25 protein-coding genes and 1 pseudogene are annotated in these 26,610 nt (G+C 39.3%); 17 read left to right on the top strand and 9 right to left on the bottom strand.

Annotated features, from left to right (window positions below; genetic code table 11):
- Position 1 precedes the first annotated feature (1 nt).
- On the bottom strand, positions 2-1,918 hold the full coding sequence (locus tag FKG96_RS23175) for a gamma-glutamyltransferase family protein (RefSeq protein WP_130856509.1): 1,917 nt from the start codon (positions 1,916-1,918) through the stop codon (positions 2-4).
- Positions 1,919-2,087: 169 nt separating this feature from the next.
- Between FKG96_RS23175 and glk the strand changes: the two genes are divergently transcribed.
- A complete protein-coding gene (gene glk / locus FKG96_RS23170; protein ID WP_013668303.1) occupies positions 2,088-3,122 on the top strand; it encodes a glucokinase in 1,035 nt (344 codons plus the stop codon).
- A 7-nt stretch (positions 3,123-3,129) separates the two neighbouring features.
- On the opposite strand, the gene FKG96_RS23165 is transcribed toward glk, so the two are convergent.
- Positions 3,130-3,525 (bottom strand): VOC family protein, encoded by a 396-nt coding sequence (locus FKG96_RS23165; protein WP_130856510.1) that lies wholly within the window; start codon positions 3,523-3,525, stop codon positions 3,130-3,132.
- 224 nt (positions 3,526-3,749) lie between these two features.
- Here FKG96_RS23165 and FKG96_RS27300 point away from each other — a divergent pair.
- Positions 3,750-5,264, top strand: a pseudogene (locus FKG96_RS27300) (arylsulfatase).
- Positions 5,265-5,413: 149 nt separating this feature from the next.
- A complete protein-coding gene (locus FKG96_RS23155; RefSeq protein ID WP_149106238.1) occupies positions 5,414-6,343 on the top strand; it encodes a DNA-3-methyladenine glycosylase in 930 nt (309 codons plus the stop codon).
- Here the strand turns inward: FKG96_RS23155 and FKG96_RS23150 are convergent.
- Positions 6,318-7,031: a 2OG-Fe(II) oxygenase gene (locus tag FKG96_RS23150; RefSeq protein ID WP_149106237.1), complete on the bottom strand. Its 714-nt coding sequence runs from the start codon at positions 7,029-7,031 to the stop codon at positions 6,318-6,320. The two genes, FKG96_RS23155 and FKG96_RS23150, sit on opposite strands and share 26 nt — an antisense overlap.
- Position 7,032: 1 nt before the next feature.
- Positions 7,033-7,308: an Ada metal-binding domain-containing protein gene (locus FKG96_RS23145; RefSeq protein WP_149106236.1), complete on the bottom strand. Its 276-nt coding sequence runs from the start codon at positions 7,306-7,308 to the stop codon at positions 7,033-7,035.
- A 205-nt stretch (positions 7,309-7,513) separates the two neighbouring features.
- On the opposite strand from FKG96_RS23145, the gene aqpZ reads away from it, so the two are divergent.
- Positions 7,514-8,224 carry an aquaporin Z gene (gene aqpZ / locus FKG96_RS23140; RefSeq protein WP_013668298.1) on the top strand — a complete coding sequence of 237 codons (711 nt, stop codon included), beginning with the start codon at positions 7,514-7,516 and terminating at the stop codon, positions 8,222-8,224.
- A 73-nt stretch (positions 8,225-8,297) separates the two neighbouring features.
- Here the strand turns inward: aqpZ and FKG96_RS23135 are convergent, their stop codons facing one another.
- Positions 8,298-9,650: a hypothetical protein gene (locus tag FKG96_RS23135; protein WP_165446992.1), complete on the bottom strand. Its 1,353-nt coding sequence runs from the start codon at positions 9,648-9,650 to the stop codon at positions 8,298-8,300.
- A 173-nt stretch (positions 9,651-9,823) separates the two neighbouring features.
- Between FKG96_RS23135 and FKG96_RS27135 the strand changes: the two genes are divergently transcribed.
- Positions 9,824-11,929 carry an AAA family ATPase gene (locus FKG96_RS27135; protein ID WP_149106235.1) on the top strand — a complete coding sequence of 702 codons (2,106 nt, stop codon included), beginning with the start codon at positions 9,824-9,826 and terminating at the stop codon, positions 11,927-11,929.
- Between the two features lie 22 nt (positions 11,930-11,951).
- Here FKG96_RS27135 and FKG96_RS23125 read toward each other — a convergent pair whose 3' ends face one another.
- A complete protein-coding gene (locus FKG96_RS23125) occupies positions 11,952-12,452 on the bottom strand; it encodes a hypothetical protein (RefSeq protein ID WP_130856516.1) in 501 nt (166 codons plus the stop codon).
- A gap of 404 nt (positions 12,453-12,856) precedes the next feature.
- Here FKG96_RS23125 and FKG96_RS23120 point away from each other — a divergent pair, with 404 nt between their 5' ends.
- The 3 genes from FKG96_RS23120 to FKG96_RS23110 all read left to right on the top strand — a co-directional run bounded on the left by FKG96_RS23120 (position 12,857) and on the right by FKG96_RS23110 (position 17,832).
- Positions 12,857-15,424, top strand: coding sequence for a TonB-dependent receptor (locus FKG96_RS23120; protein WP_242627221.1), 2,568 nt, complete (start codon positions 12,857-12,859; stop codon positions 15,422-15,424).
- 423 nt (positions 15,425-15,847) lie between these two features.
- Positions 15,848-17,047 (top strand): inositol-3-phosphate synthase, encoded by a 1,200-nt coding sequence (locus FKG96_RS23115; RefSeq protein ID WP_130856518.1) that lies wholly within the window; start codon positions 15,848-15,850, stop codon positions 17,045-17,047.
- A gap of 173 nt (positions 17,048-17,220) precedes the next feature.
- A complete protein-coding gene (locus FKG96_RS23110) occupies positions 17,221-17,832 on the top strand; it encodes an FMN-binding negative transcriptional regulator (RefSeq protein WP_130856519.1) in 612 nt (203 codons plus the stop codon).
- Positions 17,833-17,865: 33 nt separating this feature from the next.
- Here FKG96_RS23110 and FKG96_RS23105 read toward each other — a convergent pair whose 3' ends face one another.
- Positions 17,866-18,354, bottom strand: a complete 489-nt coding sequence (locus FKG96_RS23105) for a DinB family protein (protein WP_165446993.1) — start codon at positions 18,352-18,354, stop codon at positions 17,866-17,868.
- Positions 18,355-18,587: 233 nt separating this feature from the next.
- Between FKG96_RS23105 and FKG96_RS23100 the strand changes: the two genes are divergently transcribed.
- Together FKG96_RS23100 and FKG96_RS23095 are read left to right on the top strand one after the other, a co-directional pair.
- Positions 18,588-19,055: a MarR family winged helix-turn-helix transcriptional regulator gene (locus FKG96_RS23100; protein WP_013668289.1), complete on the top strand. Its 468-nt coding sequence runs from the start codon at positions 18,588-18,590 to the stop codon at positions 19,053-19,055.
- Between the two features lie 2 nt (positions 19,056-19,057).
- Positions 19,058-19,561, top strand: a complete 504-nt coding sequence (locus FKG96_RS23095) for a hypothetical protein (RefSeq protein WP_013668288.1) — start codon at positions 19,058-19,060, stop codon at positions 19,559-19,561.
- Between the two features lie 11 nt (positions 19,562-19,572).
- Here the strand turns inward: FKG96_RS23095 and FKG96_RS23090 are convergent, their stop codons facing one another.
- Positions 19,573-20,670 (bottom strand): acyltransferase, encoded by a 1,098-nt coding sequence (locus FKG96_RS23090; protein ID WP_130856521.1) that lies wholly within the window; start codon positions 20,668-20,670, stop codon positions 19,573-19,575.
- 370 nt (positions 20,671-21,040) lie between these two features.
- Here FKG96_RS23090 and FKG96_RS23085 point away from each other — a divergent pair, with 370 nt between their 5' ends.
- The 3 genes from FKG96_RS23085 to FKG96_RS23075 all read left to right on the top strand — a co-directional run bounded on the left by FKG96_RS23085 (position 21,041) and on the right by FKG96_RS23075 (position 22,682).
- A complete protein-coding gene (locus tag FKG96_RS23085; RefSeq protein ID WP_130856522.1) occupies positions 21,041-21,580 on the top strand; it encodes a chromate transporter in 540 nt (179 codons plus the stop codon).
- Positions 21,581-21,605: 25 nt separating this feature from the next.
- Positions 21,606-22,130, top strand: coding sequence for a chromate transporter (locus tag FKG96_RS23080; RefSeq protein WP_246860326.1), 525 nt, complete (start codon positions 21,606-21,608; stop codon positions 22,128-22,130).
- A 123-nt stretch (positions 22,131-22,253) separates the two neighbouring features.
- Positions 22,254-22,682 carry a molybdenum cofactor biosynthesis protein MoaE gene (locus tag FKG96_RS23075; protein ID WP_149106233.1) on the top strand — a complete coding sequence of 143 codons (429 nt, stop codon included), beginning with the start codon at positions 22,254-22,256 and terminating at the stop codon, positions 22,680-22,682.
- A 53-nt stretch (positions 22,683-22,735) separates the two neighbouring features.
- On the opposite strand, the gene FKG96_RS23070 is transcribed toward FKG96_RS23075, so the two are convergent.
- On the bottom strand, positions 22,736-23,500 hold the full coding sequence (locus FKG96_RS23070) for a DNA alkylation repair protein (protein WP_149106232.1): 765 nt from the start codon (positions 23,498-23,500) through the stop codon (positions 22,736-22,738).
- Between the two features lie 212 nt (positions 23,501-23,712).
- Here FKG96_RS23070 and FKG96_RS23065 point away from each other — a divergent pair, with 212 nt between their 5' ends.
- The 4 genes from FKG96_RS23065 to FKG96_RS23050 all read left to right on the top strand — a co-directional run bounded on the left by FKG96_RS23065 (position 23,713) and on the right by FKG96_RS23050 (position 26,583).
- Complete coding sequence (locus tag FKG96_RS23065; RefSeq protein ID WP_149106231.1) at positions 23,713-24,990, top strand: Gfo/Idh/MocA family protein; 1,278 nt, start codon at positions 23,713-23,715, stop codon at positions 24,988-24,990.
- A gap of 201 nt (positions 24,991-25,191) precedes the next feature.
- On the top strand, positions 25,192-25,350 hold the full coding sequence (locus FKG96_RS23060; RefSeq protein ID WP_013668280.1) for an LPXTG cell wall anchor domain-containing protein: 159 nt from the start codon (positions 25,192-25,194) through the stop codon (positions 25,348-25,350).
- 164 nt (positions 25,351-25,514) lie between these two features.
- Positions 25,515-25,889 carry a DoxX family protein gene (locus FKG96_RS23055; RefSeq protein WP_041388762.1) on the top strand — a complete coding sequence of 125 codons (375 nt, stop codon included), beginning with the start codon at positions 25,515-25,517 and terminating at the stop codon, positions 25,887-25,889.
- Between the two features lie 187 nt (positions 25,890-26,076).
- Complete coding sequence (locus FKG96_RS23050) at positions 26,077-26,583, top strand: hypothetical protein (protein WP_149106230.1); 507 nt, start codon at positions 26,077-26,079, stop codon at positions 26,581-26,583.
- Positions 26,584-26,610: the final 27 nt, after the last annotated feature.

The raw sequence follows: 26,610 nt of genomic DNA, 5'->3' as shown, positions 1-26,610 counted from the left end.
TTTACCAACCGATACCGTAATCCTCTCCATGGTTACTGCTCCCTCCCCAAAAGGTGCCATGTTCCTGATCGACAAAGATAGCATTTATCGGTCCACTCGTACGTTCGCCGAAAGTCATGTTGTAGCCCATCTGTTTTAAGGTATTTCTTATTCCCTCTTTAGTGTTGCTATTTAACAAGATGCTTCCCGATTTTGGTACCCTATCTTTCATTTGAGTACCACCCAACGACAGCCAAAGTTGATTGCTGTTAATGTTGGCTGCTTCCGTTGCTTGCTGTACAGTCATGCCGAACTCAACAATATTAAGAAAGAATTGAAGGAGGTTCTGATCCTGTGTATCTCCTCCCTGTACAGCGAAAGCCAGAAACGGCTTGCCATTTTTTAATGCTAAGGAAGGTGTTAATGTCACTCGGGGCCGTTTGCCTGGTTGTATCACGTTGTAAGGATTAACGATTGAATCCAAAACAAAACTTTGTAAGCGTTGGCTCATACCGATTCCGGTATTTCCGGCAATGCAGGCGGGCACCCAACCACCGCTCGGTGTAATTGCAACAAGCCATCCTTCTTTATCCGCTGCAACAACACTAGTAGTCCCTCTCCAAAGTCGATCACGATATAGACTGTCTTCCGCTGTCTCACTGTTTAGTAGGGCTTGATTTGAAGCGTCGTGTTTAGGTACAAAATCCTTAATCTTTTCGTTACTGTTGCTGTCTAGCAACAAAGATCTTTTCTTTAAAAGACCTTTAAACGGATTGCTTTCATTTTGGAACGGAAAGGGATCTCCAGGTAATGCAATCATGAGGTTCCTGTCTTTTGGTATCATTGCTGCCCGTTTTTTGGCGTAATTTTTATCAAGCAACCCACTAATAGGAGGACGTGGCCTGAAGTAAGGATCTCCATAGTAAAAGTCTCTATCTGCGAATGCCAAATTCATTGTTTGATATAGGGTATGAATATATTGAGCAGAATTATATCCCAAATTTTTGAGATCAAAATTTTCGAGAATATTCAAACTCTGTAACAAGGCAGGGCCTTGCGTCCACTCTTGAAGTTTATATACCTCAACCCCACGATAATTTACATGAAGAGGTTCTTCTTCGATGGGTGTCCAGTTCGCCAAGTCGGCCTTTGTAATTAAACCTCCTTGCTCAGCTGAACCGCGTACGAATTCATCGGCAATATCACCTTTGTAAAAGCGATTATAAGCAGCCATAATTGCCTCTTCTCTGTTTTTGCCTTCTTTCAAGGCTTGTTGCTCGGCCTCTACCAGTTTGTTGAGTGTAGCTAACAGCTGTGGTTGACGAAAAATTTCTCCAGCTGCAGGAGCCTCCCGCTTACTACCAAGATGCGGTAGAAAAACGGCTTTACTATAAGGCCATTCTTTTATTTTTTCTTTATTACGTTCAATACTGTTCGCGGTTTGAGCATCAATTGGATACCCAGCGGCCATTTCGATTGAAGGATTCAAAACTTCTTGCAGACTTAGAGAACCATATTTGGCCAACATATAGCAAAGTCCACCTGGCGTACCTGGCGTTATTGCTGCCAAAGGACCGTATTCGGGTGGAAAGTCGTAGCCCTTCGATTTAAAAAAGTCAACAGTCGCGCCGGTAGGGGCAACACCCAAAGCATTGATGGCGATCACTTTCTTCGTTGTCGGGTTATAGATAAGTGCTTGAGTTTCCCCACCCCAACTTAAAACGTCCCACATTGTGCATGTTGCAGCAAGCATGGCACAGGCTGCGTCAACGGCGTTTCCTCCTTTCTGGAAGATCATGGCTCCGGCAGTAGCAGCGAGCGGCTTACCGGTTATCGCCATCCAATTTTTACCGTATAGAGGTGGTTTCTGTGTTTGTTGACTGTAAGAGGCTTTAGTAATTAACAAAAAAATGCAAAGGTATAGGGTAAATGATTTCATAAAAAGTGTCTGTTTTGACGGTGAATCAAATATAGGAAAATTGACCATATAGTGCTAACGAAGGCTTATGGCATAACTGCTGTATTAAACAATAATCATTTTAATGTGTAGAAAAAGAAAGGAGAAGCAATCAAAATGCACGCTTCCGTGTTTATAGAAAAAACATAATATGACCCGTATACCGCTTTATTTACCCAATAAACAAAATGGGAAAAATGTCTTATTGCTTGCTGCTGATATTGGAGGGACAAAAACAAGCCTAGGTACGTTTAAGGTAGAAGATGCACAAATTAAGTTACTACGGGAGCAAACCTTTCCGTCCCGAGATTATTTATCTTTCGATCAGATTTTAGATGAATATTTAAGAAATGATGTTAATTCACCACCTGAAGTGTTATCTATTGGTGTAGCAGGACCCGTGGTAAATAATGCCGTAAAATTGACTAATTTATCATGGAATATTGATGCCAAGATGCTGCAACAAAATAGCGGGTGGAGTAAAGTATGTATATTGAATGACCTGGAAGCAATGGCTTATGGTTTAGCGGGAATTGCAAAAGATGATTTGGCAACGTTATATTCGGGAGAACCTGAGGCCGGGAATATTGCTATCCTAGCACCGGGTACCGGATTGGGAGAAGCAGGGCTTTTTTGGGATGGAAAATTCTATCGGCCTTTTGCTACGGAAGGAGGTCATAGCGAATTCTCGCCGCGTACTGAAACGGATATAGAACTTTTTCATTATTTACGAAACGAAAGTCCGTTGATCAGTTGGGAGCATTTGATTTCGGGGGCCGGGATATACCGAATTTATTCCTTTCTACGGGATGTAAAAGGCTATAAAGAACCTGCTTGGTTGAGCGAAAAATTAACTACGGAAGACCCCGCTGCTGTGGTAAGCCACACAGCAATGCGTGAATTAAACGATGGATGCGTTAAAGCCATGCAGTTATTTGTAAGTTATATGGCTCGAGAAGCCACTAGTTTGGTTCTTAAATTGAAAGCTACAGGTGGTTTATACCTGGGAGGGGGGATTCCTCCAAAAATTTATCCACTCTTACGCGATGAGCTGTTCCGGCAGCAGTTTATCCAAAGTGATCGCATGGAGCTTTTATTGCAGCGTATTCCCATACACCTAATTCTAAAGAACCGAACTGCATTGACGGGAGCAGCATATTATGGAGCCTTTGGTAAAGAGCTATAGTCCCCTGTTATACACGCTCTTCGAGTATTGATAGAATATTGCCGGCAGGGTCTGCAAACCAAGCTATTTTGGGGCCTGGCCCTGTGTCATCGGCATTAGCGATACCTCGTTCGTCGGTGCGAATTTCTCCTGTATATGAAAGGAAATGAACACCGTCGGCAGAAAGTTGATTAACCGTACTGACTATGTCTTCTACCACAAAGTTAAGTACGGTAAAAGTGGCAGGTTGATGATTCTTTTTTGGATAGATAATAATGGTATGACCACCTGTCAAATGAAGTTCGAGCACACCCATCTCGGCACGTGTCACCTGTAATCCTAATGTGTTTTTGTAAAAAGCTTCAGCTTTCTCCATATCATCAGCTGAATAACTGCTGAATGTCTTGCGAGTTTGTAATATCATCTTTGTTTATTTTAAGCGCCTCACCATTCGCAACGCATCTTAGCTGTCCTGCACTGATTGATAACAATAAAATATCAATCTTGTTCTACTCACTTGCCATCGAAACGTTTGTCTCGCAAACGGTTGCGTTTACATTGCTTTTGGTTTTAAGTATTTTAAGCCGTAAAATTGCTCAGAACGCCAATATGGAACCGAAATCGAAAACACTAAATGTATAACTTATTATGAAATCTAATAGATTAATGCGGTGGCTTGCAATAGTTGGTCAAGTAATAATTTTTGTCCTGCCTTTAATGGGATACGCGCAGAATAATACGTTGCCGCCTAACATTATCTATATTTATGCGGACGATCTCGGCTATGGTGACATCAGTCCTTATGGACAGAAAAGAATAAAAACGCCTTATTTGGATCAAATGGCGAAAGAAGGCATGCAATTTACCAATCATTATACAAGCACACCGGTTTGTGCGCCCGCACGTTGTATGCTGCTGACAGGTAAGCATGGTGGCCATTCCTATATTAGGGGAAACTATGAGATGGGTGGTTTTCCGGACAGCTTAGAAGGCGGGCAAATGCCCCTTCCGGAGGGGACTTATACACTTGCTAAAATGCTAAAAAAAGCCGGATATGCGACCGGTTTAATAGGAAAATGGGGATTGGGAATGCATAATACCACCGGTTCTCCCTTAAAGCAGGGCTTCGATTATTATTTTGGTTATTTGGATTAGAAACAAGCGCATAATTATTACCCTTCTCACTTATGGGAAAATGATCAATATGTTAAATTAGGGAATCCGGATATATTTGTGCATCGCCCTGTCGATTCCTTGAAAGCAGATGATACTGATTTTGATTACTTCAAAGGTAATAGCTATGCCCCTGGTCTAATGACAGACAAGGCGCTTCGGTTTATCGAAAGATCTAAAGAGAGGCGTTTTTTTCTTTACCTGCCCTATACGATTCCCCACGTGTCGCTTCAAGCTCCCGAAGAATATGTAAATCAATATAAAGATCGGTTTAACGATCAACCTTATTACGGGCAGCATGGGTATGCGGCCACGAAATATCCCCGAGCAACCTACGCTGCATTGATATCCTATTTGGATGCACAGGTCGGTCTCATTTTACAAAAATTAAAAGAGCTGGGTTTAGATGAACGGACGATTGTTATGTTTTCGAGTGATAACGGGACCGCGTTCAATGGAGGTGTGGATTATACCTTCTTTGATAGTACTGCAGGTTTAAGAGGTCTGAAGATGGATGTTTTTGAAGGAGGAATTAAAGAGCCATTTCTGGTACGATGGCCCGGTAAAATAAAACCAAACAGCAAAACGGACCACGTTTCGGCGCAATACGACTTGATGGCGACTATAGCGGATCTTATCGGAGAGGATGCAGGTAATACAGATGGCATTTCGTTTCTCCCTACTTTGCTTGGGAAAGAGAAAAAACAAAAACAGCATAAATTTCTATACTTTGAATATCCGGAAAAGGGAGGCCAACTGGCAATTCGGAAAGGGGATTGGAAAGCAATCAAGCTTAATATGAAAGGGAATCGAAAAGCGAAATGGATGTTGTTTAATCTTGGAGAGGATCCCCGCGAAACCAATGACCTGGCACAACAGCATGCCGAACTATTGCATGAATTTGATAGAATTGTTGCTCGGGAGCACCAACCTGCTCACATCCTGGATTGGGAGATTATTGATAATAAACTTCAAAATGAGAAAAGGTAGAATTTGAGTGGCCGGTTTAAAAAATCACCATAGCACCGGTTCCCTATTAGGACAACCAATGGGTTTCGAAGATAGGGGTAAACGTGCTTTGTGAAAATTCGAGCAAGAAACGGATTGTAGACCAGTCTTACTTTCCTTAATTTCGACTCATGCAAAATCAGCATTTGATAATACCGGTTAACGGACCTCTTAACTTCAAAGAGTGTTTGTGGTTTCTTGATAGAGGATATGATGACTGTTTGATTCGCATTTATGACGATCATTTTCGAAAGGCGCTGATTGTAGAAAATGAAAAGATCATTTTGGATGTTTTTGGAGATACCGAAGGACTTAAAGTGACAATAGCAGGTAAAGTGTTAGAAGAAGAAACGATTGTTTATATTAAACAGTATTTAGCTGAATGGTTTGATCTTGAAAATAACTTAGAGAATTACTATGCGATTGTATCCTCTTCCGGGAAATTGAACTACATGTCCACCGCTTTTTATGGTTTGCGATTAATCGGTATTCCGGATCTTTTTGAAGCTATTGTTTGGTGCATTATAGGACAACAGATCAATTTGACATTTGCTTATAAAATAAAAAGGCGCTTGGTAGAGGAGTATGGCCGTTGTGTTGTTTATCAGGGCGATACCTATTATGTTTTTCCCTCTCCTCAGGATTTTATAGCCGTAAATCCACAGGACCTACTGAAAATACAACTCTCCAAGAGTAAAGCTAACTATATCATTGAGGTAGCTAAAGCCTTTTTAGAAGGTAGAATCAGTAAGAAAATTGTAGCAGGTTTACCAAGTTTCGAATTGAAACAGCAGTTATTAATGTCTGTGAAGGGAATTGGTCTTTGGACAGCAAATTATGTCTTGATGAAATGTTTACGAGTGCATAATAGCATACCTTACGGAGACGCAGGACTACTGAACGCGCTTGTGAAATTTCATATAATAGAAGACAAAAAAGACTTAGTTGGCACTAAGCAGTTCTTCAGACAGTTTAAGGACTGGGAATCTTACATCGTCTTCTATTTATGGCATAGTCTTTCGAAGGATGCGAAAATTAATTCAGCGCATCATGAAAAATAATACCAAGCGCGTATCGCTGACCGGTATGCAATGGACTCACGCCGTGTTTCATGTTCACTTTATGAAAACCTTTTACTCCCTTTACAGATCGGAAATTTGTAGTGAATATTAATAGGTCGCCTTGATCGAGCTGTAGTACATTAGCCTTTGATTGTGCACGTGGCACCTGTTCGGTGATGACAAATTCACCGCCCGTGTAGTCCTTTCCGATTTGATTGAGCATAATAACCATTTGCAGGGGAAAGTAAACGGTTCCGTATAAATCCTGATGCAAGGTATTAAATCCTCCCTCGTGGTACTTTAATATCAATACCGTAGGTTTCGTCTGTCCCTGCTCATGGCAATGTCTTTGCATTTCATTAAAAGTTGAAGGAAACGCAGCGTTTATTTTTAGTTCATTCATCCAACGATTGGCCACTGATACAATCTTTGGATAAATACCTTCACGCAGCGCCAAAATTGGCTCAGGCAAAGGATATTTAAAATACTTATACTCACCCAAACCGAAACGATACCTTTCCATTAGAATGGTCTTTCTGTAACGGGTGTCGTTATCATATGAGTTTATTAGTTCCTCACATAAATCGGTGGAGAAAAGGTTCTTTATAATTACAAAACCCTTTTCATGCAAAGACCTGGAAATGCGGCTCCAATCTTGTGTTTCAATTAATGAAAAAATTTGTTCCATCTTATTTAAAATAATGTTTTTGAGTTAATTTCCATTTTTCATACGCACTCCGCAGGCAATGGCCACACGGGCGATATCCTTTCGCAACGGCTTCCTGTTCGTCATAGAAAAATACACGATGTGCCACTTTCATACGTTTGCCCGAACCACATGACAATAAACCATATATTTTTTTTGGCCAATAACCCGCCAAGGTGACTTTTTTTTTATGAATTAATGCCCGAAGTTTGATCATTCTCTCTCCTCCGGTTTTGCCAAGTTCAATATGTCGATACATTATAATAAAACATTTCTTCAAAATAAATTAATGTTCAAGTATTGTAAAACCCGAATATTGCTGCTTTTTAAAAAGTACACAGGTTTGCACAATAGTGTGGTTTACTGTAACGGCAATTAAAAAAATTACTTTTCTTTAAAATAAATTAATATATTTACCTAGCGTAAATCGCTAATAATCACTTTCCAATTAATAATAACAGATTATGAAAAACTATTTCGCAGAATTTTTCGGAACTTTCTGGTTGGTTTTTGGCGGCTGTGGCAGCGCGTTGTTTGCTGCGGGTATACCAGATTTAGGCATTGGCTATATGGGAGTAGCGTTTGCTTTCGGTTTAACAGTCCTTACTATGGCCTACGCTGTAGGTCATGTTTCAGGAGGGCATTTTAATCCTGCAGTCTCTATTGGACTTTTAGTAGGCGGCCGTTTTCAGGCCAAGGATTTGCTGCCATACATTCTTTCGCAGGTTTTGGGAGCGCTTGCTGCCGGCGCAATTCTTTATTTAATATTAACCGGCAATGCGAACCCTGTTGCGATTGATAATACGAAGGCAGGGGCGTTTGCAGCAAATGGGTATGGTGTCTTGTCGCCCCATGGTTATCAATTTGGTGCGGCTTTTTTAGCAGAAGCGGTATTAACGGCTTTTTTCCTGATTGTTATACTGGGAGCGACCGATAAGTTTGCGAATGGTAAATTTGCCGGTATAGCCATTGGGTTGGCACTTACTTTAATTCACTTGATTTCAATTCCCATAACAAATACATCGGTGAACCCTGCTCGTTCTACTTCGCAAGCGATAATTGCCGGAGGCGAATATCTTAGTCAGTTATGGTTGTTTTGGGCAGCACCCATAATAGGAGCAATCATAGGAGCCTTAATTTATAAATCACTTATTCAGAAAAGCGACCCAAGCTGATCTTGTAAAAAGGTATATCTTGACAAGCGGGGTAAACAATTTGTTATCCCGCTCGTTACATTGAAGGTTGGCATTAGTGGCCAGTGTCGTTATTATTAGTCATATCGTTTAGCATTTCCAAGATCCCTTCGTTTTTTAAAAGCCAAGTGCCAATCCGGTCGCTTGTGATACCATCTAATAAGATATGGTTAAAGGTTGGTCCGTTTGTTCCGAATTGGGTTTGAAAATGCTTGAATTGAATGGGAGTGATATCTTTTAAATTATGGGCAATTTCTACCAAATGACTTGAAATCACAAAGAGGCTGTTTGGGTGCTTCGAAAAAGCTTCAACTATTAACAATGAACATTCATAGGCATCTTTTACATTGGTACCCCTAAAGAGTTCGTCGAAGATAATAAGTAGATTTTTGCGCGTAGAAAGCTCTTGTGCAACGAATTTTACGCGTAAGACCTCGTTGTAAAAATGGCTGCGTCCCTGTGTTAGGTCGTCCGCAAGATTGATTGTTGTCAGTAAGCCGTTAAACAATCCAGTTGTCATCTTTTTTGCCGGTATAGGAAAACCAATATGAGCGAGATAGGTTGCGATGGCAATTGATTTCATTAATGTCGATTTTCCGGACATATTTACCCCCGTAAGAAAGCATAGATGATTATTCGCTGTTAGGCTGAAGTCGTTAACAATGGGATTGTGTAAAAAGGGATGAAAAACTGCCTTCAGCTCGAGCTTGCTTTTGTCATGTTGGATATATTGGGGAAAAGAGAAGGAATGCTTTTTTGCCGCCAATGCAACGGAATAATAGGCATCTAATTGATAAACATAATTCAGTATGTCCCGAATTTCTTGTCTATAAATTTTCCTTATTAAATAGTCGCAACGTTCTAATCGAATTCCTTTTAACTTCCGGTAATTTTTTTCTAAGCAATTCCTTATGAACGCATCGGCATAGATTGTGTTTATCAATATGGATAAGTTCTTGATAAAAGAAACTTGGCCTTTTTTCTGTAATTCTTGACAAAGCTCGTTCAGGAAAGATATCGTATCCAGTATTTCGATTAAGCCACGCTGCTTATTATATTGTTCCTGTTTCTTTTTATATTGATATTGAATTGATTTTTTCAAGGCTCGAAAGAAGGAATATTTTTTTGGACTATCTGAATTCGCTAAATAAAATTCAATAAAGTCCGTCGGTTCTTTCTGAAAGGATATATTTTCGATTTCCTCGTAAAGAAATCTTAAATCCTCAACCCGTGTTTGTAAGTCATATATGTTCCTGAGCGGCGTTTGAAAGAGTTCTTTTAGGCGTGTTTTACCGCCAAGGGTAGTTGTATAATCGAAGTAAGCATAAACGCTGCGATTGTATTTTGGACTTTCGAAAAGCTGTAAATCGTCTATAGTTTGATTATCAATCAAAAACGTATCATTCATGTTTAGGGTGTTAATCGGCCTTTTCGTTTTAACGTATAAAAACATAATTTGTTGTTCTACTGAAAAGTAGTCTAAATTTCAGAAAATGCGTAAAACAGGAAAAGGCATAATATGATTTTTCTACCTTTGCTGACGAGTCTTGCTACGAATTTCGCAGATACATCGTAAATTATATGAACTTAAATGTTATTCATAGGCGCGTTATCGATTTTTTAACAAAAACGGATAAGCCCGTTTTTTTAACAGGTAAAGCAGGAACGGGCAAGACTACCTTTCTTCACTATCTAAAAACTACTATAGCAAAGAACATCGCGATAGTAGCTCCCACCGCAATAGCTGCTTTAAATGCAGGTGGTGTTACTATCAATTCGCTTTTCCAAATACCTTTCGGTCCGCTGATTCCTCGAAAAGATCTCGGTGATTTCAAAGATCATAAGGCGGTTCGCATGGCGCCCGACAAAGCAAAGATGCTCATCAGTCTACAGTTGCTCATTATTGATGAAATCAGTATGGTTCGCGCAGATGTCATTGACAGAATTGATTTGATTTTGAGAAGTATTAAAGGTTCTGACAGGCCATTTGGCGGCGTTCAGTTACTCATGATTGGCGATCTCTATCAACTACCTCCGGTTTATCAGAATGATTGGCCTATCTTAAAGCAGTATTATACCAGCCCCTATTTTTTCAGTAGTTGGATTTTTGCGTCTTTTCCGTTAGTCAGTTTCGAACTTACGGAAGTTTTTAGGCAGGCAGATCCCACTTTTATTAACATTCTAAACAGCATAAGGGATGGCAATGTCGATGAATCGCTTCTTTCTGTTTTGAATCGGCAATTTAAACCGGGAATGGCTGCTGCCGAGCTGACTGACTATATTACGCTTTCGACACATAATCGCTCTGTGGGAGAGATCAACGAGACCCGCTTAAGAGATTTGGAAGGAGAGATCATGGTTTATAAGGCGATTATTGCCGGCGATTTTCCTAAAGACGCCTATCCTGCTGAACCGGAACTACGTCTTAAGGTGGGTGCGCAAGTTATTTTTATAAAAAACGATCCAAGTGGTAAGAAGCAATATTATAATGGGCGGACGGCTTGCGTTTTAAAGGCAACACACGACAGTATACAGGTCCGCTTTCTAGATGATGACTCTATATTTGACGTGATGCCGGAGACTTGGGAACACACCAAATATGCTCTCAATGAGTTGGAAGGGAAAATAGCGTCATCATCCAATGGTTCTTTTACGCAATATCCAATCAAACTGGCCTGGGCAATTACTATTCATAAGAGTCAAGGTTTGACATTTGATAAAGCGGTGATCGATGTGGAGGCTGCATTTGCACACGGCCAAACATATGTGGCGCTCAGCCGGTGTAGAAATTTGGAAGGATTGATATTAAAGGCACCCGTAAAAGCCGAGAATGTAATGACAGATGCACGCATAACTTCGTTTATGCGTCAAAGTCGAATGCAAAGTGAAGAGGCTGACTTGCTAAGCCATGCGATGTTAGAACAGGAGTATAAGTTAATTGCGGATATCTTTGACTTTAAGAACATCGGAATTGAATGGAACCTCTTGAAGTCCATGTTACAATCTTCAGTCAATGAGGTTTCCGTTGCCACTCGTGTGAATGAGATTGAGCAGCTTTTAGTCGATCAGGTGAGAAAAGTGGCTGACAAATTCTTGAGGCGAGAATTGAATAATTTAGATTACCGGCTTCCGTTGGCGCAAGGCAATTTTACACTTCGCTTAAAACAAGCGGTAACCTATTTCAAGCCCAAAGTCGAATTGCTATTGGATATGGTAAAAGAAATACTAACGTTACCAATAGAAGAGGGACTCGACCCTGAATTTTTTGAGATATACAATCAGTTTGTAATGCATCTGAAAGGGAAACTGGCCGTCTTACAGATTGATCCGGTCCAAGTCGATAGCCAAAAATTATCATCAGTATCGATGGAGGCTGCCATAAATTACGTTCCGGTTTATCAAGTAGGAAAAAAAGGGATGAACGAACCTAAAATTAGCGACTTGGTTAATCCCTTATTACTCGACGAAATTTTCGCTTGGCGAACGAAAAATAGCGAAAAGAGAGGGGTTGCAGACTATCTCATTTTGAGTGAACAACTTTGTATCGCTATTGCAGCCAAATCACCAAAATACTTGGGAGAGTTAGCTCAAATTAAAGGTATAGGGGTCGGAAAAGCCAAAGAATTGGGAGATGAATTTGTGAAGATTATTCGTCAGTTTTACGGAGAACGTGATCTGTTCGGTTAGCGATCCGGAAACTTTTTAATAACTAAACCCTTTTAAGGATTCGTTCGTTAAAAACAAGCCAATTTGCTAGGAAGGGTAGTGGTAAGCCGATCATGCCTATCAAAATTAGGAGTTCTTTTATTGCATTACCTGCCTTAAACTCGCCCTTCGGAGTGCTGCTTAGCGGCACGATCAGGAAATTCATGATAACCCAAATCGAAAAGCCAAAAAAGATACCGGATAACACTTTATATTTCGATATAATCGGAAGCCTATGGTATATTACACAAAAAACTATCGTAAATGAAAGCGCAATACCGTAGTGTAGAAATAATCCGAGGAGAATTGCCGGCATTCCTGTTGAAAAAGCTTCTGAACCAAGTACCCCACTTGCAATATACTTGAAAATAAACAGCGGGTTCTTTCCCGTTTCTAAATAGTATTTTATGAAGGCTGCAGTTATATCCAACGTTCCTACAATTAACCCGACGATAAAAATTCGTACGACCACAGGTAATAACCGTAAATCAGATTGATTTTTCATTGCTATAAATTTGTTTCAATGACCATAAAGGCTTGTCTATTACAAGCAGGCACCGGATTTATTGAGCGAACAGTTGACTTAAATAATATAATGATGATTTCATAACCGGTTATTAACGTAGTGCAAGTGGCAACATCTACACAAAAGAACAAAATTTTGTTTACATTTTGCATTTCCGCACCATTGTTATCGCATTCTATCAACCGAAAAAGAATACAAAACATAAGCGCAGAGATTACTTGGTGTTAAATTACTTTATGTTCTCCCATGGTAATTTGTCCTGGATAAAATAGCGTCATCTCCATTAATAAATGCGCATTAATAAGCGTCCTCATTATTTCTATAAAATCTACGGAATATCAAAAGAATATCTATATTTGTCTACTTATTCTATAGATTTTATTATGTTTAAACAAAAGCTACTTTTCCTTTTTCTAATCACACTAATCTCGCAGTTTGTTTTTGCACAGCAAACGGTCACGGGAATTGTTAAAGATGCCAATGATGTGGCTATTCTTGGTGCAACAGTATTAATAAAGGGTACTAATTTAAAAGCTGTTACTGACGTTAATGGTGAATTCACCATTCAAGGGACAACAACTTTGCCGTTTACACTTTCTGTCAGTTCCGTAGGATTCAGAACAAAAGAAGTGCAGGTCCAACAGGCGAGTGGAAACAAGTTCAATATTGTATTACTTGCCGATGATTTCCAGCTTTCAGAAGTTGCCGTAACGGCTAGGCGTCGTACAGAACGTGTGCAAAATGTTCCCATTCCTATTTCTGTTGTCGGCGGAGCTCGTGTTGAAAATGCAGGTGCATTCAATGTTAATCGTCTAAAAGAATTGGTGCCAGCGGTGCAATTATATTCATCTAATCCTAGAAATACGACTTTGAATATTAGGGGGTTAGGTTCGACGTTTGGACTTACGAATGATGGCATAGACCCCGGTGTAGGTTTTTACGTCGATGGCGTCTACTTTGCACGCCCAGCAGCAACTACACTCGATTTTATTGATGTTGAGCGAATAGAGGTGCTGCGAGGTCCCCAAGGTACGCTATTTGGAAAGAATACGACAGCAGGAGCTTTCAACATCACTACTCGTAAACCTAGCTTTACACCGGAGGTTAATTTCGAAGCGAGCTATGGAAATTTTGGTTATGTCCAGGCAAAAAGCTCCGTTACCGGTCCCCTGACGAAAAATTTGGCAGCCCGAGTTTCTTTTTCCGGTACGCAGCGCGATGGTGTATTATATAACGTCGCTACCGATCAAAACGTAAATGATCTTAATAATTTAGGCTTTCGAGGACAATTACTTTATGCACCTTCCAATAACGTCAATATTCTATTTGCGGGTGATGTGTCAAGACAGCGTCCCAATGGTTATGCCCAAGTTGTCGCCGGGGTAGTTCCTACACAAAGAGCAGCTTATCGGCAATTTGAACAAATTATTGCCGATCTGGGATATAATCTACCAAGCCGTAATCCTTTTGATAGAAAAATAGACCACGACACACCTTGGCGATCAGATAATGACTTAGGAGGTGTTTCTTTGAATGCAGATATTAAAATCGGATCAGGTACATTGACTTCAACGACCGCGTGGCGATATTGGAACTGGAATCCCTCAAACGATCGCGATTTTACAGGGCTCCCAGTTTTATCGCTCTCACAAGCGCCTTCCAAACATCAACAATGGTCGCAGGAAATTCGCTATGCCGGTGATCTTTCATCCCGTCTAAGTGGAGTGTTTGGTGTTTATGCGATCGGACAACGATTGAAGACAGATCCATACCATACGGAGGAATCAGGTGCAGCGCAATGGCGGTTCTCGCAAAATTCAACGAGTGATTTATGGGCCACACCGGGATTGCTCGATGGATACGGTATTCGGACATATTCAAAGCTTACGTCTTTTAGTGGGGCAGTATTTGGCCAGCTCGACTGGTCGATCACAGACCAAATGCATCTATTGCCAGGACTGAGGTTTAATTACGATGACAAAAAAGTAGATTTCAACCGCCAAACTTATGGAGGGCTTCAAACCGATGACCCAGCCCTTTTGGCAATTAAAAGAGCAGTTTATACGGATCAGGTATTTAACGCAAATACCGATAATACGAATCTTTCCGGCCAACTAACCCTAGCGTATAAACCCAATGATCGTATCAATTCTTACGCTACTTTCTCAACTAACTACAAACCGGTAGGACTTAACCTCGGGGGGTTACCTACTAATAACGGTGAGCCAATGCTGGAACTGGCAAAAATTAAACCGGAATATGTTACACATTACGAAATTGGGATAAAAACTACTCCTTTGGACAATGCTACTTTAAATTTTTCTGTTTATAATACAGATATCAAAGATTTTCAAACGCAAGTGCAAACCGCGGAAGTAGGCGTAAATCGTGGTTATTTAGCAAACGCAGAAAAAGTGAGGGTACGCGGAGCAGAGCTTGATGGTAATGTGTTTATTGGCAACGTTTTTTCATTATATGGAGCGCTCTCGTATACCGACGGTAAGTACATTTCCTTTAAAAATGCACCTGTTCCGTTAGAAGAAACGGGCGGAGAGTCTGCCTTCAAGGATATTTCAGGCGGCAAGCTGCCTGGAATTTCAAAATGGGCGGGATCTTTAGGTGGACAAGTTGACATTCCGGGTAAATTCCTTACTTTAGGCGGGAGCTACTTTTTCGCGATTGATTCTTATTTTCGTTCTTCATTTTCATCGAGCCCGTCTCCATCTCAATATTTAAATGTGGACGGTTATCTTTTACTGAACGCGCGACTCGGGTTTCAAGCGAGTCAAAGTGTATCGTTCTTTATCTGGAGTAGAAACTTGCTAGATAAAGATTACTTCGAGCAATTGCTTCCCGCTGCAGGCAATGCTGGTCACTATGCTGCTGTGCTGGGTGACCCACGTACATTTGGAGCGACTATTCGTTACAGTTTTGGTAGAACGGTACGATAGGTTTACCGATCTGAAATAAAAAGGGGCTTGATAGTTGACTCAAGGCCCTTTTTTCTTATTGGGGGCTGATCGTCGCTAAAACCGATATGGTATCCGGTATCTGTTTCCGATAACCTACTACCAATTTAATTCGCATCTTTTGAAAAAAAACTCACTGTCTATAACTTGCTCATAGCCTTACTATAACGGAAAATTATCCGATATTTACATTTAGAATATACCAATATCTTGACTATGTTAATAAAAAAGTAAAACTTTCAAAAAAAAGATATTTTATTCGATGAGAATTTTAAACCATTGGCTACCTTTGGAACCAATAATTTTAACCACAGGTAATTTAGAGAAGCAGTAATAAGTTGTATCCGTCCGCAAACTTACTTTAAATACTTGTTTTACATGAAAAAAAATAATATATTTTAACTAATGGAACATAAAATAAAAGTCGCAATCCTGGGTGTAGGAAATTGCGCAAGCTCATTGGTACAAGGTGTTGAGTATTATACTAACCACCCCGATCAAAAATCTGGCTTAATGACAGATGACATTGGAGGATATCGTGCTGCTGACATTGAATTTGTTTGCGGATTTGATGTCGACGAGCGGAAAATCGGAAAAACTTTGAAAGATGCTATTTTTGAGAAACCAAATTGTACAATGGTTTTATATGATCAAATCAGCTCCAATGCACCCATATATCCATCCGTTGTTCTTGATGGTGTTTCACCAATGATGGCTTCCTACCCGGAGGCGCAAAGATTCAAAGTTGCGGAATCATTGAAAGCCACAGATATGCTCGATAGCTCAACATATGACAAAGGTCTTGTTGAAGTCTTCCGTGAGCAGATTATTAACCAGCTAAAGGCGCATCAGGTTGAGATTCTGATCAATTATCTACCTGTTGGTTCACAAATTGCCACGGAATTTTTTGCAGAAATTTGTTTAGAGCTAGGCATTTCACTTGTAAATTGTATTCCGGTATTTATTGCTTCTGATCCTGCCTGGGAGCAAAGATTTATTGATGCAGGCATTCCGATTATTGGAGATGATATGAGAAGCCAATTCGGAGCGAGTATTTTATCGCAAATGCTGCAAGAACTTGCGTTTGCGCGCGGACATCACGTAAAAGCCCATATTCAAAGAAATATTGGAGGGAATACCGATTTTTTGAATATGGAAGACAAGAATCGCTTGAAATCGAAGAAGATTTCCAAAGAGAATGTTATTAGAGCACAAAACGATATCAGGAACATATCTACTGAGAATAGCTTTTTGCACGCAGGGCCATCGGAGTATATTGCTTATTATGGAGACAACAAAGTGGCCAATTTTAGGTTGGAACTCGAAGGGTTTATGGGGGCACCGGTGATATTAGACGCACAATTATCTGTTCAGGATTCTCCAAATTCCGCTGGCGTCGTAATTGATGCTATACGATATGTATATGTAGCTAGGGAATTGGGAATCGTCGGAGCATTACGTGGGCCGTCTGCTGCAACTCAGAAAACTCCTCCTGAACAAATGATGTTCAGCCAAGCTTTGGAGGAATGTCATGCTTTAGCAAAACGCGAATTGACAACTTCTACAAGGAGTCAGCTTAAAAATACCCAATTGGTTACGGAGTAAATCTTTCGTAAACTAGACAGGAAACGGCAAGTGCATGAATAAGTACGTGCCGTTTTTTTATAGGATTCTAGGATAATTCACGAAAGCTTCCTCTTTTCGCAATGCTACTTTCGGGAGGAAACACCATACTTCTAATAGATGTTGTTAAAATTGTTTTAAAGACGGTGAAATAGATGTATATTCCGAAAAATTTTGTATTTAAACACCAAGATGACTTACTGGAGTTTATAAAAGCGAACAGTTTTGGTCTTATCATAAATGGGAATGAGCAGATGGTTCCAGTGGCAACGCACTTACCCTTCGCCATTGAACACCAAAACGGACAATTAATATTAAAGTCGCATTTTGCCAAAGCGAATACGCAATGGAAGTCGATAGAAGAAAAGAGTGTTTTAGTGGTGTTTTCGGGGCCGCATGCTTATATTTCGCCTAAAAATTATGAAAAGATAGAAAGCGTCCCGACGTGGAATTATGTTGCGGTTCATGTTTATGGAACCGTTAGTTTAATATGGGAGCGGGAAGAAATATTACGGGTACTTAATGCTACTATCAATTTCTATGATAAGGACTATAATGAGCAATGGAAATCGTTGCCAAAGGAATATATCGACCGAATGATTAAGGGCATTGTTGCGTTTAAATTAGAAGTATCGAATATTCAAGGAGTTAAAAAGCTAAGTCAGAATAAAACGCGTTTGGAACGGGAAAAAATCATTAATGACTTACAGTCCCATAGCGATTTAAGTGATCAGCAGTTAGCAATGTATATGCGGAAGGAGTTGTAAATACGATTGATCTTATCTTAAATACATTCAGCATTAATGCCACCATCCATTTACTTTTCTAATTAGGACGATTTGTCCGACATGATACGCATTGTGATCTAAAATCAACAAGGCCTCATTAAACACGCTTTGCCCCGTACCGTGATCAAAGCGTTTAAAAATTTCCATGCTTTCTCGTATTAATTCGATGAAGGCCTGATAATCTTCCCGAATTTTATCCTGCGTTTGCTTCCACTCCAAGCTGTTTTTTGGACTACTCTGTTTAGGCCAGTAACCTGAGGGCCAGTCAGGAGACCGGTAACTCGGATTGCGACAAAATTCCAATATATCAAATTGAGAAATACGAATATGTTCTGTTAGCTGCCAAATATTATAAGGAAAAGTTTCGTTTTTTTGTCCGGCCTGCTCCCAAGAAAGCCCATGTATTGCGTCGAAGAGGTCAACATGTGCGCCACTCGTTACAAAACGATCTAATAACTGCTCTTTTACTTGCGCGACGATATTATTTGTTGAGATTTCCATGCACATAAAAGAATTTAGATGCCGATTTTGTTTTAAGGAATTGCAAAATGTTAAAACCTGCCACAAATTTTGCCAGCAGGCAACTTGAAAAAGTAAGAAAGCGGCTTGCTTTCAGGCAGAACTAAGATACATGAGCAGCTCTACTCTTAACCTCGGGGAAAAAATGAATTGATTTGTATGATTTTGTTTTTTATCTTTGCAACTAAGATATTTAGTTGCTAATATATTTTGAAATGACCGATAGAACGAAAGAGCAGCAAGCTCAAAACTTTAGATCCCTCAGCAGGAAGTATTCAGACACCTCTATATTAATGCACGAAGCGATTGCTCGTGAAATAGGATTATCGGGGACAGATCATAAATACTTAGGTTTTATAATACAAAATGGAGAAATGACTGCCGGTGAGCTTTCCAGATTAACAGGTCTGACAACAGGGGCTGTCACAGGCTTGGTAGATCGGCTGGAGAAAAAAAAATTAGTCAAAAGGAAGTTTGATAGCGAGGATAGACGCAAAGTAATTATTGTGCCGAACACCAAAAATACCTTAAAGCTATTAAATCCCTTTTTTGATAAATTAAATGAAAAAACATCTAAGCTGGTGAATTCCTTTTCCGATCAAGAAATCACCGTACTTGAAAAGTATTTTACTTCTGCCATTGATATTATGAATGAAATGATTGAACAGTTAAGAAAACAATAAATATGGAATACGGCGCAAATTATATTGTAAGGGCTGAGACATGGCTCTTCATTACGACACTTGTTTACTTTCTGATGAATGGGGCGCAAATTTTTGAAACTGCAGTGATTGTTCCTAAATGGACAGCTTCACCACCTGAATCCTTTCAGTTACTGGGAGGAAGGTATGGCCTAAACTTAAAGACTTTCTGGATTGTTGTCCATACCATTCACGAGATCACCTTTGTAGTGGCACTCATTTTTTGTTGGAAAATAATGCCCATTAGAAATTGGTTGCTGCTTCTTTTCTTCTTGCATATGGCAGTCAGAGCTTGGACACTGATGTATTTTGCACCTAACATTATGACATTCCAAGATGTTGCCAATGGAGCTGCTTCAGAAACCGATTTGTTGGATAGGGCAAATCTTTGGCGAACACTTAACTATATTCGCGTAAGCATTTTTATTTTGATATCATGTGGTTTAATACCATTGTGTATATCCATTATAAATATGAAAACTCGATAAAGCGCTTTTTATTATTTATCCCAATCTCTCTTGAATTTATTTTTGAGGTAGGTTCGTATTGGAAGATCCAGTACGCGAAAAACGAAATAGGCGAAAATGATTATAGTGATGACTGCTAAAAGTACAATGATACGTAATTGAGACCAAGTTGGATGGAACTGTTCCACATAGCTCATAAATATCCAGATAAACGGATAATGAATCATATAAAGCGGATAGGAAATATCTCCCAAAAATTTGCAGATATTATTGGAAGATGATGGAACATTAACTCCTACACCGAGCACAATTAAGAACGGAAAGTAGAAGATCACAATAAACGGATCTAACACCCAATTGATTTTTTCAGAAAAAGGAATAAAGAAAGTAATTGCGAGTAAGCTTCCAAGCAAGATAAATCCTAATCTATTTTTGATGACCCAGTTAGAACGATAAACTAGCATGCCTACTAAGAAAGAGTAAGAGATACGGATACCGCCACCTCGAATATTGTCTGCTCCCCATCCCACACCCAAGTAGTTTGATCGATAGGCTTCGTAACATAGCGCAAGAGCTGCAATGCCGGTGAGACACCACAGTATCTTGTTACGGAATTTATAAAGGAATAAAGCGTAGGAAATATTCGCAATATATTCCCAAAATAATGACCAGGTGGGTGGGTTTAAATGAAATAAATTAAAGTATCTTTCCGGCACTGCAGGATATGGGATTAATAAGGAAGAGCTTGCAAACATGAGCGCAATCTGAATGGGGCTAAATTCTTTATACAGATCGCTGAAGGGATCATACAAAAAACCAAGTAAACCGATGATCGAGCCGATAATAACGAGCGGGTGCAAGCGTATGAGCCTTAGTTTAAGAAACGAAATAAAGCCGATGCTATCCATCTTATTATCGTAGGCGTATGCAATCACAAAGCCTGATAAACAAAAGAAGAAATCAACCGCTAAGTAGCTATGTGCTATAAAATTATCGTGATAGTCCGGAGTAGCTATTTCCATGAAGTGAAATATGAGCACTGCTATTGCGGCGATTCCCCTTAATCCGTCCAGAATCTCAAAATGCTGCTTTGTCTTTAAAAGGCTAAAATTCGGTTTTGTTTTATACATGTTTAATCGGTGGAAACTCGCAGGACATTCAAAGAAATATCTTTCCTAAAGCATCTCACAAATAAAGTCAAAAAATGGATGACTATCGTGAACGTCTGTCTCAGTTTTTCTAAATTTCGTCTCATCCGATTTGCTTTTTCTAATTTGAAAATATATGGCTCTATCATCGATAGATTGTCTCTGAACTTATTAGGCTAGTTGTTTTCTGAAGCGGAAATTATCATCTTTTTTATTCTTTAATTATATTTCTTTTTTATTAAAAATTGCCCAAAAAAGCGCCTTTTTTTGTATCTTTATAAGATAAAATATAACCCCGGTATAACAAAAGAGAAGACGTTGTACAGAAGTTTTTTACCTTTTTTTAGTTTGAATGTTCTTTAAATTATTTGTCACTTTCACTAGAATCGGTTTGTTTACAATTGGTGGTGGATATGCAGTTATCCCGTTAATAGAACGGGATATTGTGTCCCGAGGTTGGCTGTCTAAGGAAGAATTTTATGAATTGCTATCCATTACGGAATCTTTACCAGGTGTTTTTGCTACTAACATTGCTGCACTTGTAGGCTATAAAATAAACGGGCTAAAGGGTGGTGCGATAGCCGCATTAGGAACTATTGTAGCGCCCTTTGCAATCATCATTATGATAGCTGCTTTTTTTAGTAGATTTCAGGAAAATATATGGGTCACAAAAGCATTCAAAGCCCTGCGTCCAGCGGTGGTCGCACTTATTGTGGCGCCTTGTTTCTCGGCGATAAAAGCTAATAAACTTACTTATAAGACAGCGATTATACCTATTGTGGCATTACTCATAATGTGGCAAGGACATGTATCGCCAATTTTCATTGTTATTTTTGGCTGTATTGCCGGAATAATCTATAATATTTTCAAAGAAAAAAATAAGAGGAGATAGGGTGATTTTTTTTAGACTATTTTGGGTGTTTACAAAGATTGGTGTTTTTGGCTTCGGAGGTGGTTATGCCATGCTCTCATTGATTCAGGACGAAGTTGTGGAAAAAAACAATTGGATGACGAAACAGCAATTTACCGATCTAATAGCGGTATCTCAAATGACGCCCGGACCAATTGGGATAAATACAGCGACTTATGCCGGATATACAGCCCTTGAAAATTCGGGAAGCTCTCCCTTTGTGTCTATTTTGGGGTCAGTCGTAGCCACCTTCTCTTTATGCTTACCTTCGTTTATTCTGATTATCTTAATATCTTACTTTTTTAGTCGTTTTCGAAGCAATAAATATTTTGCCTGGGCCATGACTGGAGTTCGGTTATTAAGCGTTGCATTAATAGGACTTGCAGCGGTGTCTTTAATGAATCACGAAAACTTTATAGATTACTTCAGTCCTTTACTGTTTCTGGGGGCACTGTTCCTATCTGTTCGATATAAATTACATCCGGTTTTTGTAATAGCCGTTGCAGCGGTTATAGGAATCTTTATATATTAATCATTGAGGAAATACTTTGTGTTTTGGGCTTTAACTACGCTATCGCATCCACTTGCTGCATTAGATGAATTTATTAAAACCTTGCACATAAATTACTAATTTAGCATAGTTATATTTATAAAAATGAAACAGATATTTCAACACGGCCCGATAAGTCCATCATTCATCTCAGAAAGCATTGCCAAACATGCCACGAAAACAGAAATAGGGGCTCATAATATTTTTTTAGGTCAGGTACGAGCTGATTTAATTGATGGAAAGGAAGTTGTTGCCATAGCATATACTGCTTATGAAGAAATGGCATTGGAAAAAATGCACAATATCCGTGAAGAGATTTTCGACAAGTATGCTTTGACGTGTATGCACGTACACCATAGCTTAGGCGTTGTGAAGACGGGAGAAATTTGCCTTTTTGTATTCACTTCTTCACAGCACCGTAAGGCAGCAATTGAAGCATGTACGGAAGTAGTTGAGAGAATCAAGATCGAATTACCCATTTGGGGTAAAGAACTGTTCGACGATAAGAAATATCAGTGGAAGATAAACCAATAGGCAGCGTAAATTCTATGTTTAGCTAATTCAAGTTTTTCAAGGTGCGTTTAGTGCTACCTATCAACTGTATCAGCTAATAATAAGTCAATTTTCCGACTTGCACGTTTTACGATCCACATAGTATGTTTATTATTAGACGTTGCCCATCTTCTAAGTAAAGGCATGGTAGCATCCTTATCTACTTTCAGCCAATCGGTTAGATGGTTAGCAACGGATTTTTTCACAAACAAGACAGGGTCTTCTTTTAATATTTCCAGAATTTTAAAAACTTTTTCAGGACAATGATTAAAGGTGTCTAATCTTGTAGCCCACGGTAGTTTTGGGCGCAATCCTTCCGATGCCAAGCGCCGCAAGTGAAAATTGTCAGATTGCGCCCACTTTTCCATTATTTGCAACGTATGTGCAGGGAAGTTTCTTATAAAGGGACGTATCGCATATTCTCCTGTGTTTCTTTTGGTTATCTCGGCAATTGCTCGCATAGAAACATTGTAATCTGATAAGCCGTACTTTTCTACATATTTACCGATGGGTAAAACCCAGTAAAAATTGGTGAACATTCCCGTCTCCTTCGGATTTTCTTCTCCTAATATGGAAAGTAGTATATGAATAGCTTCTTTGTATGCAAACGGTAAATGAATATCTAACAAATCAGCAATCACCTCCACCCGTTGGGTATAAGTTTTGCCCTTTGTGCTGACAGCAACCTCTTTAATAAAAGCCGCTGATTGAAAGTCAGTATATCGTTTTACTATCTTTTCTGCTAGAAGACATGCTAAATCTTCTCCAAATTTGTCTGTAATACTATAACTAGTTCCCATATTGTCTAAAGTATTTCTTGTCTACCAAGGCGAAAACAACTGCTGTACAACTTTTCCGACAGCTAAGTTAAGATAGCTCATGTGAATCTAATTGTAAAAATCGGACACTTGTTAGAAAACAAATTATTGCTTGGTTCTTTTAGATTTGCTATCTTGTACGTACTTAGTCAGTTATATGCTAAATAAACCAGAACGCCTTTAAGTAAACCAAAATGAAAAGAAAAGATTTTATTAAAAACACCCTAATCGGGGCGGTTGGTATTACCATATTGCCGAGGCATGTATTGGGCGGTCAGGGCTTTTTAGCGCCCAGCGATCGGATCAATTTAGGTTATATAGGAACCGGAAAACAGAATAGTTACTTACTTAAGGCTATCGCTAAATGTCCGGAGACTATGGTACTAGCCGCCAGCGATGTGGATAAGCAGAAGTTACAACGTTTTGTTCAAGCTGCTATTGTCGAAAATAAAAAGAAGGCAGCAGCAGAAGTAGCAGCCTACAGACAGTATCGCGAGCTGTTAGATAGGAAAGATATTGACGCGGTTGTGATTGCTTCTCCGGATCATTGGCACGCCCAAATGGTTGTAGATGCGGCAAAAGCCGGAAAAGATATTTATTGTGAAAAACCTCTTTCCTTAACCATTGCGGAAGGCAGAGCGATGGTAGATGCCGTTGGTAAGTATAAAAGAGTTTTTCAAACCGGAAGTATGCAAAGATCTCAACAATATTTCAGAGATGCCGTGAATTTGGTAAGAAATGGCTATATCGGAGAGATTAAAGAGATCAACGTTTCGATTGGTGGACCTGTCAGGGCATGCGATTTACCAACTTTGCCGACACCGGATTATTTGGACTGGGATAACTGGATTGGCCCTTCCTTGTATCGGGGGTACCATCCCACACTTTCGCCACCTTTAGGTGATGAAAGCTGGGCCGGCTGGCGAAATTACCACGGCTTTGGTGGCGGTTATGTAACGGATTGGGGCGCTCATATGTTCGATATTGTCCAATGGGCTCTGGATATGGACCGATCGGGGCCTGTAGAGTTTGTGCCTCCACAACAACCGCTCGCACAAGAGGGTTTGTATTTTAAATATGCGAACGGCATTCAGGTAAATCATAAAAGATGGATAGAAGGTAATGCAATACAATTCGTAGGTACCAATGGGACGATTGAAGTGGCAAGAGAATTCCTTCGTTCAAAACCCGAGCCGCTAGCCAAAATCACACTTAAGGCGAGCGATAAGAAAGTATACCATAGTGAAAATCACTATCAAGATTGGATTAATGCTGTTAAGACCAGAAAGCAACCTATTGTGGATGTAGAAACAGGGCATCGCACAGCAACAGTTTGCAATGCAGTGAATATTGCTTATGAATTACAGAAGTCTTTACAGTGGGATCCTAAGAAGGAAATATTTGATAATGCCTATGCAAATGGAATGTTGTCAAGACCATATCGAGGAAACTGGGATTTTAACGATTTTTAACTGGAACATTAATCTGTTACGGGCTTCGGAAAAAGAACTTTGGCTCCACCATTTATGTCGTTCATATTATAAGGTTTTAGGTATAAATTAAACTCATCGTAATTCATTGATTTGGAAATCACTATTCGTGTCAAAATATTGATAAAGAGAACAATAAGAAGAAAAATATGTTGCTGTGGATAGAAGTTGAAAAGAATCAATATGGAAACTAACATCATCATTATTACATTAGTAAGTATTGCTATAATAGCAATACTTATATGGTTCCTTCGGAAAAATCGAAGAGATCGGAAAGATATGGAGAGGACCATCCATTTACGAGACGTCAACCCTGAAAAACATAAAGATGAGCAGGTTTAGCAGCGTTCTTTTTTTGTCGTAGACGCCCCCTTCCTTTGCCGTAATCACTACTGTTTTGTAACAGGTAATTTACTATTTTTGTTAAGCTTAATGGCAAATAAAATATGTCCGTGATTAAACAAATTAGAAGTGGACAAATGCCGATAAATTATAAATTAGTCAATATGAAAATTGTAAAAACTATTCTCTGCGTGTTATTTGGCTTGATGTTCATCAACGCCGGATTGGACAAATTTTTTCACTACATGCCCGTTCCGCCAATGGAAGGTGAGATGTTGAAGGTCGGACAGGCCTTTATGCAGATTAAGTGGTTATTCCCTTTAATAGGTGCCATAGAAGTAATAGGCGGATTGTTGTTTATCTTGCCCAGGACAAGAGCCCTTGGAGCCATTGTGATTCTTCCTGTTATGGTAGGTGTCATATTACACAATGCCGTCTATATGCCGTCCGGATTGGCGATTGCCGGTGTTATGTTTTTAATAAATCTTTGGGTTATTTTTGATAATTGGAAAAAATACCAGGTTCTTGTAAGTGAATAACTTCAGATCAATAGCGAATTTTACTGATTATTATTCTAAGAAAAATTTTAGAAACAGATCAAACAGGTGGCATTCCTTCAAATGAAGCCACTTGTTTATTTTTTCTAAAGAGTAGCATTTACAAGACATTTTTCGTCATTCAGTAAACGGCAACCTAAAATATGATATTAATAATTAGACCTTAATAATGAAAACGAAAACCTATGCCTTATTTATGTTAATTTTATTAGTTACTTATTTGGAGTTTAGCTGCAAAAAAGCAGAAAGAAGCCCATGTGAAGGTTTGTTAAACGAATCACAGCCAAAACAAATTGGATTTGTGTTCATTAACAAACAGACTGGTGAAAACATTATTATAGCTAATAAGCTGGATACCGCAGTTATTAAAACAACATCTGCGAATATCGTAAAGTCATATCCCAAAATGATTATTAACAACGATAGAAATCCATTAAATGGTACACTTATATTGATTATTCCGGAGACAGGAGAAGGAGATTACCCATTTAGCATTGACGTAGCTAATTTCGGGAGGGTGGAATTGTCCTATTCTATCAACCAAATAAAAAGTAATGACATATGTAAGCCCTATTACTATTCCATGAGTAGTATTGAGGTTAAAAGTCACCCTTTTGAATATTTCGAAAACGAGCATATACTTGGTAGAAAAAATCTGCTAAAAATACTATTGTAAGATTTAGATGGTCTGTTGGTATTTCAT

The sequence above is a fragment of the Olivibacter sp. LS-1 genome (assembly GCF_008245145.1).
Taxonomy (GTDB): Bacteria; Bacteroidota; Bacteroidia; order Sphingobacteriales; family Sphingobacteriaceae; genus Olivibacter; species Olivibacter oleidegradans.
Note: the sequence above shows the minus strand (reverse complement) of the source record. Positions and strands in the feature narration are given on the sequence as shown.

Bases quoted from the DNA above. Each gene is read 5' to 3' on its own strand.
- FKG96_RS23105 (WP_165446993.1), bottom strand. From the start codon at position 18,354: ATGGAAATCTCAACAAATAATATCGTCGCGCAAGTAAAAGAGCAGTTA.
- FKG96_RS23135 (WP_165446992.1), bottom strand. From the start codon at position 9,650: ATGAATGATACGTTTTTGATTGATAATCAAACTATAGACGATTTACAG.
- FKG96_RS23050 (WP_149106230.1), top strand. From the start codon at position 26,077: ATGAAAACGAAAACCTATGCCTTATTTATGTTAATTTTATTAGTTACT.
- FKG96_RS23110 (WP_130856519.1), top strand. From the start codon at position 17,221: ATGTATATTCCGAAAAATTTTGTATTTAAACACCAAGATGACTTACTG.
- FKG96_RS23165 (WP_130856510.1), bottom strand. From the start codon at position 3,525: ATGATATTACAAACTCGCAAGACATTCAGCAGTTATTCAGCTGATGAT.
- FKG96_RS23075 (WP_149106233.1), top strand. From the start codon at position 22,254: ATGAAACAGATATTTCAACACGGCCCGATAAGTCCATCATTCATCTCA.
- FKG96_RS23150 (WP_149106237.1), bottom strand. From the start codon at position 7,031: ATGGAACAAATTTTTTCATTAATTGAAACACAAGATTGGAGCCGCATT.
- FKG96_RS23100 (WP_013668289.1), top strand. From the start codon at position 18,588: ATGACCGATAGAACGAAAGAGCAGCAAGCTCAAAACTTTAGATCCCTC.
- FKG96_RS23090 (WP_130856521.1), bottom strand. From the start codon at position 20,670: ATGTATAAAACAAAACCGAATTTTAGCCTTTTAAAGACAAAGCAGCAT.
- FKG96_RS23065 (WP_149106231.1), top strand. From the start codon at position 23,713: ATGAAAAGAAAAGATTTTATTAAAAACACCCTAATCGGGGCGGTTGGT.
- FKG96_RS23115 (WP_130856518.1), top strand. From the start codon at position 15,848: ATGGAACATAAAATAAAAGTCGCAATCCTGGGTGTAGGAAATTGCGCA.
- FKG96_RS23145 (WP_149106236.1), bottom strand. From the start codon at position 7,308: ATGTATCGACATATTGAACTTGGCAAAACCGGAGGAGAGAGAATGATC.
- FKG96_RS23070 (WP_149106232.1), bottom strand. From the start codon at position 23,500: ATGGGAACTAGTTATAGTATTACAGACAAATTTGGAGAAGATTTAGCA.
- FKG96_RS27135 (WP_149106235.1), top strand. From the start codon at position 9,824: ATGAACTTAAATGTTATTCATAGGCGCGTTATCGATTTTTTAACAAAA.
- FKG96_RS23175 (WP_130856509.1), bottom strand. From the start codon at position 1,918: ATGAAATCATTTACCCTATACCTTTGCATTTTTTTGTTAATTACTAAA.
- FKG96_RS23085 (WP_130856522.1), top strand. From the start codon at position 21,041: ATGTTCTTTAAATTATTTGTCACTTTCACTAGAATCGGTTTGTTTACA.
- FKG96_RS23095 (WP_013668288.1), top strand. From the start codon at position 19,058: ATGGAATACGGCGCAAATTATATTGTAAGGGCTGAGACATGGCTCTTC.
- FKG96_RS23120 (WP_242627221.1), top strand. From the start codon at position 12,857: ATGTTTAAACAAAAGCTACTTTTCCTTTTTCTAATCACACTAATCTCG.
- FKG96_RS23125 (WP_130856516.1), bottom strand. From the start codon at position 12,452: ATGAAAAATCAATCTGATTTACGGTTATTACCTGTGGTCGTACGAATT.
- glk (WP_013668303.1), top strand. From the start codon at position 2,088: ATGACCCGTATACCGCTTTATTTACCCAATAAACAAAATGGGAAAAAT.
- FKG96_RS23060 (WP_013668280.1), top strand. From the start codon at position 25,192: ATGGAAACTAACATCATCATTATTACATTAGTAAGTATTGCTATAATA.
- aqpZ (WP_013668298.1), top strand. From the start codon at position 7,514: ATGAAAAACTATTTCGCAGAATTTTTCGGAACTTTCTGGTTGGTTTTT.
- FKG96_RS23055 (WP_041388762.1), top strand. From the start codon at position 25,515: ATGAAAATTGTAAAAACTATTCTCTGCGTGTTATTTGGCTTGATGTTC.
- FKG96_RS23155 (WP_149106238.1), top strand. From the start codon at position 5,414: ATGCAAAATCAGCATTTGATAATACCGGTTAACGGACCTCTTAACTTC.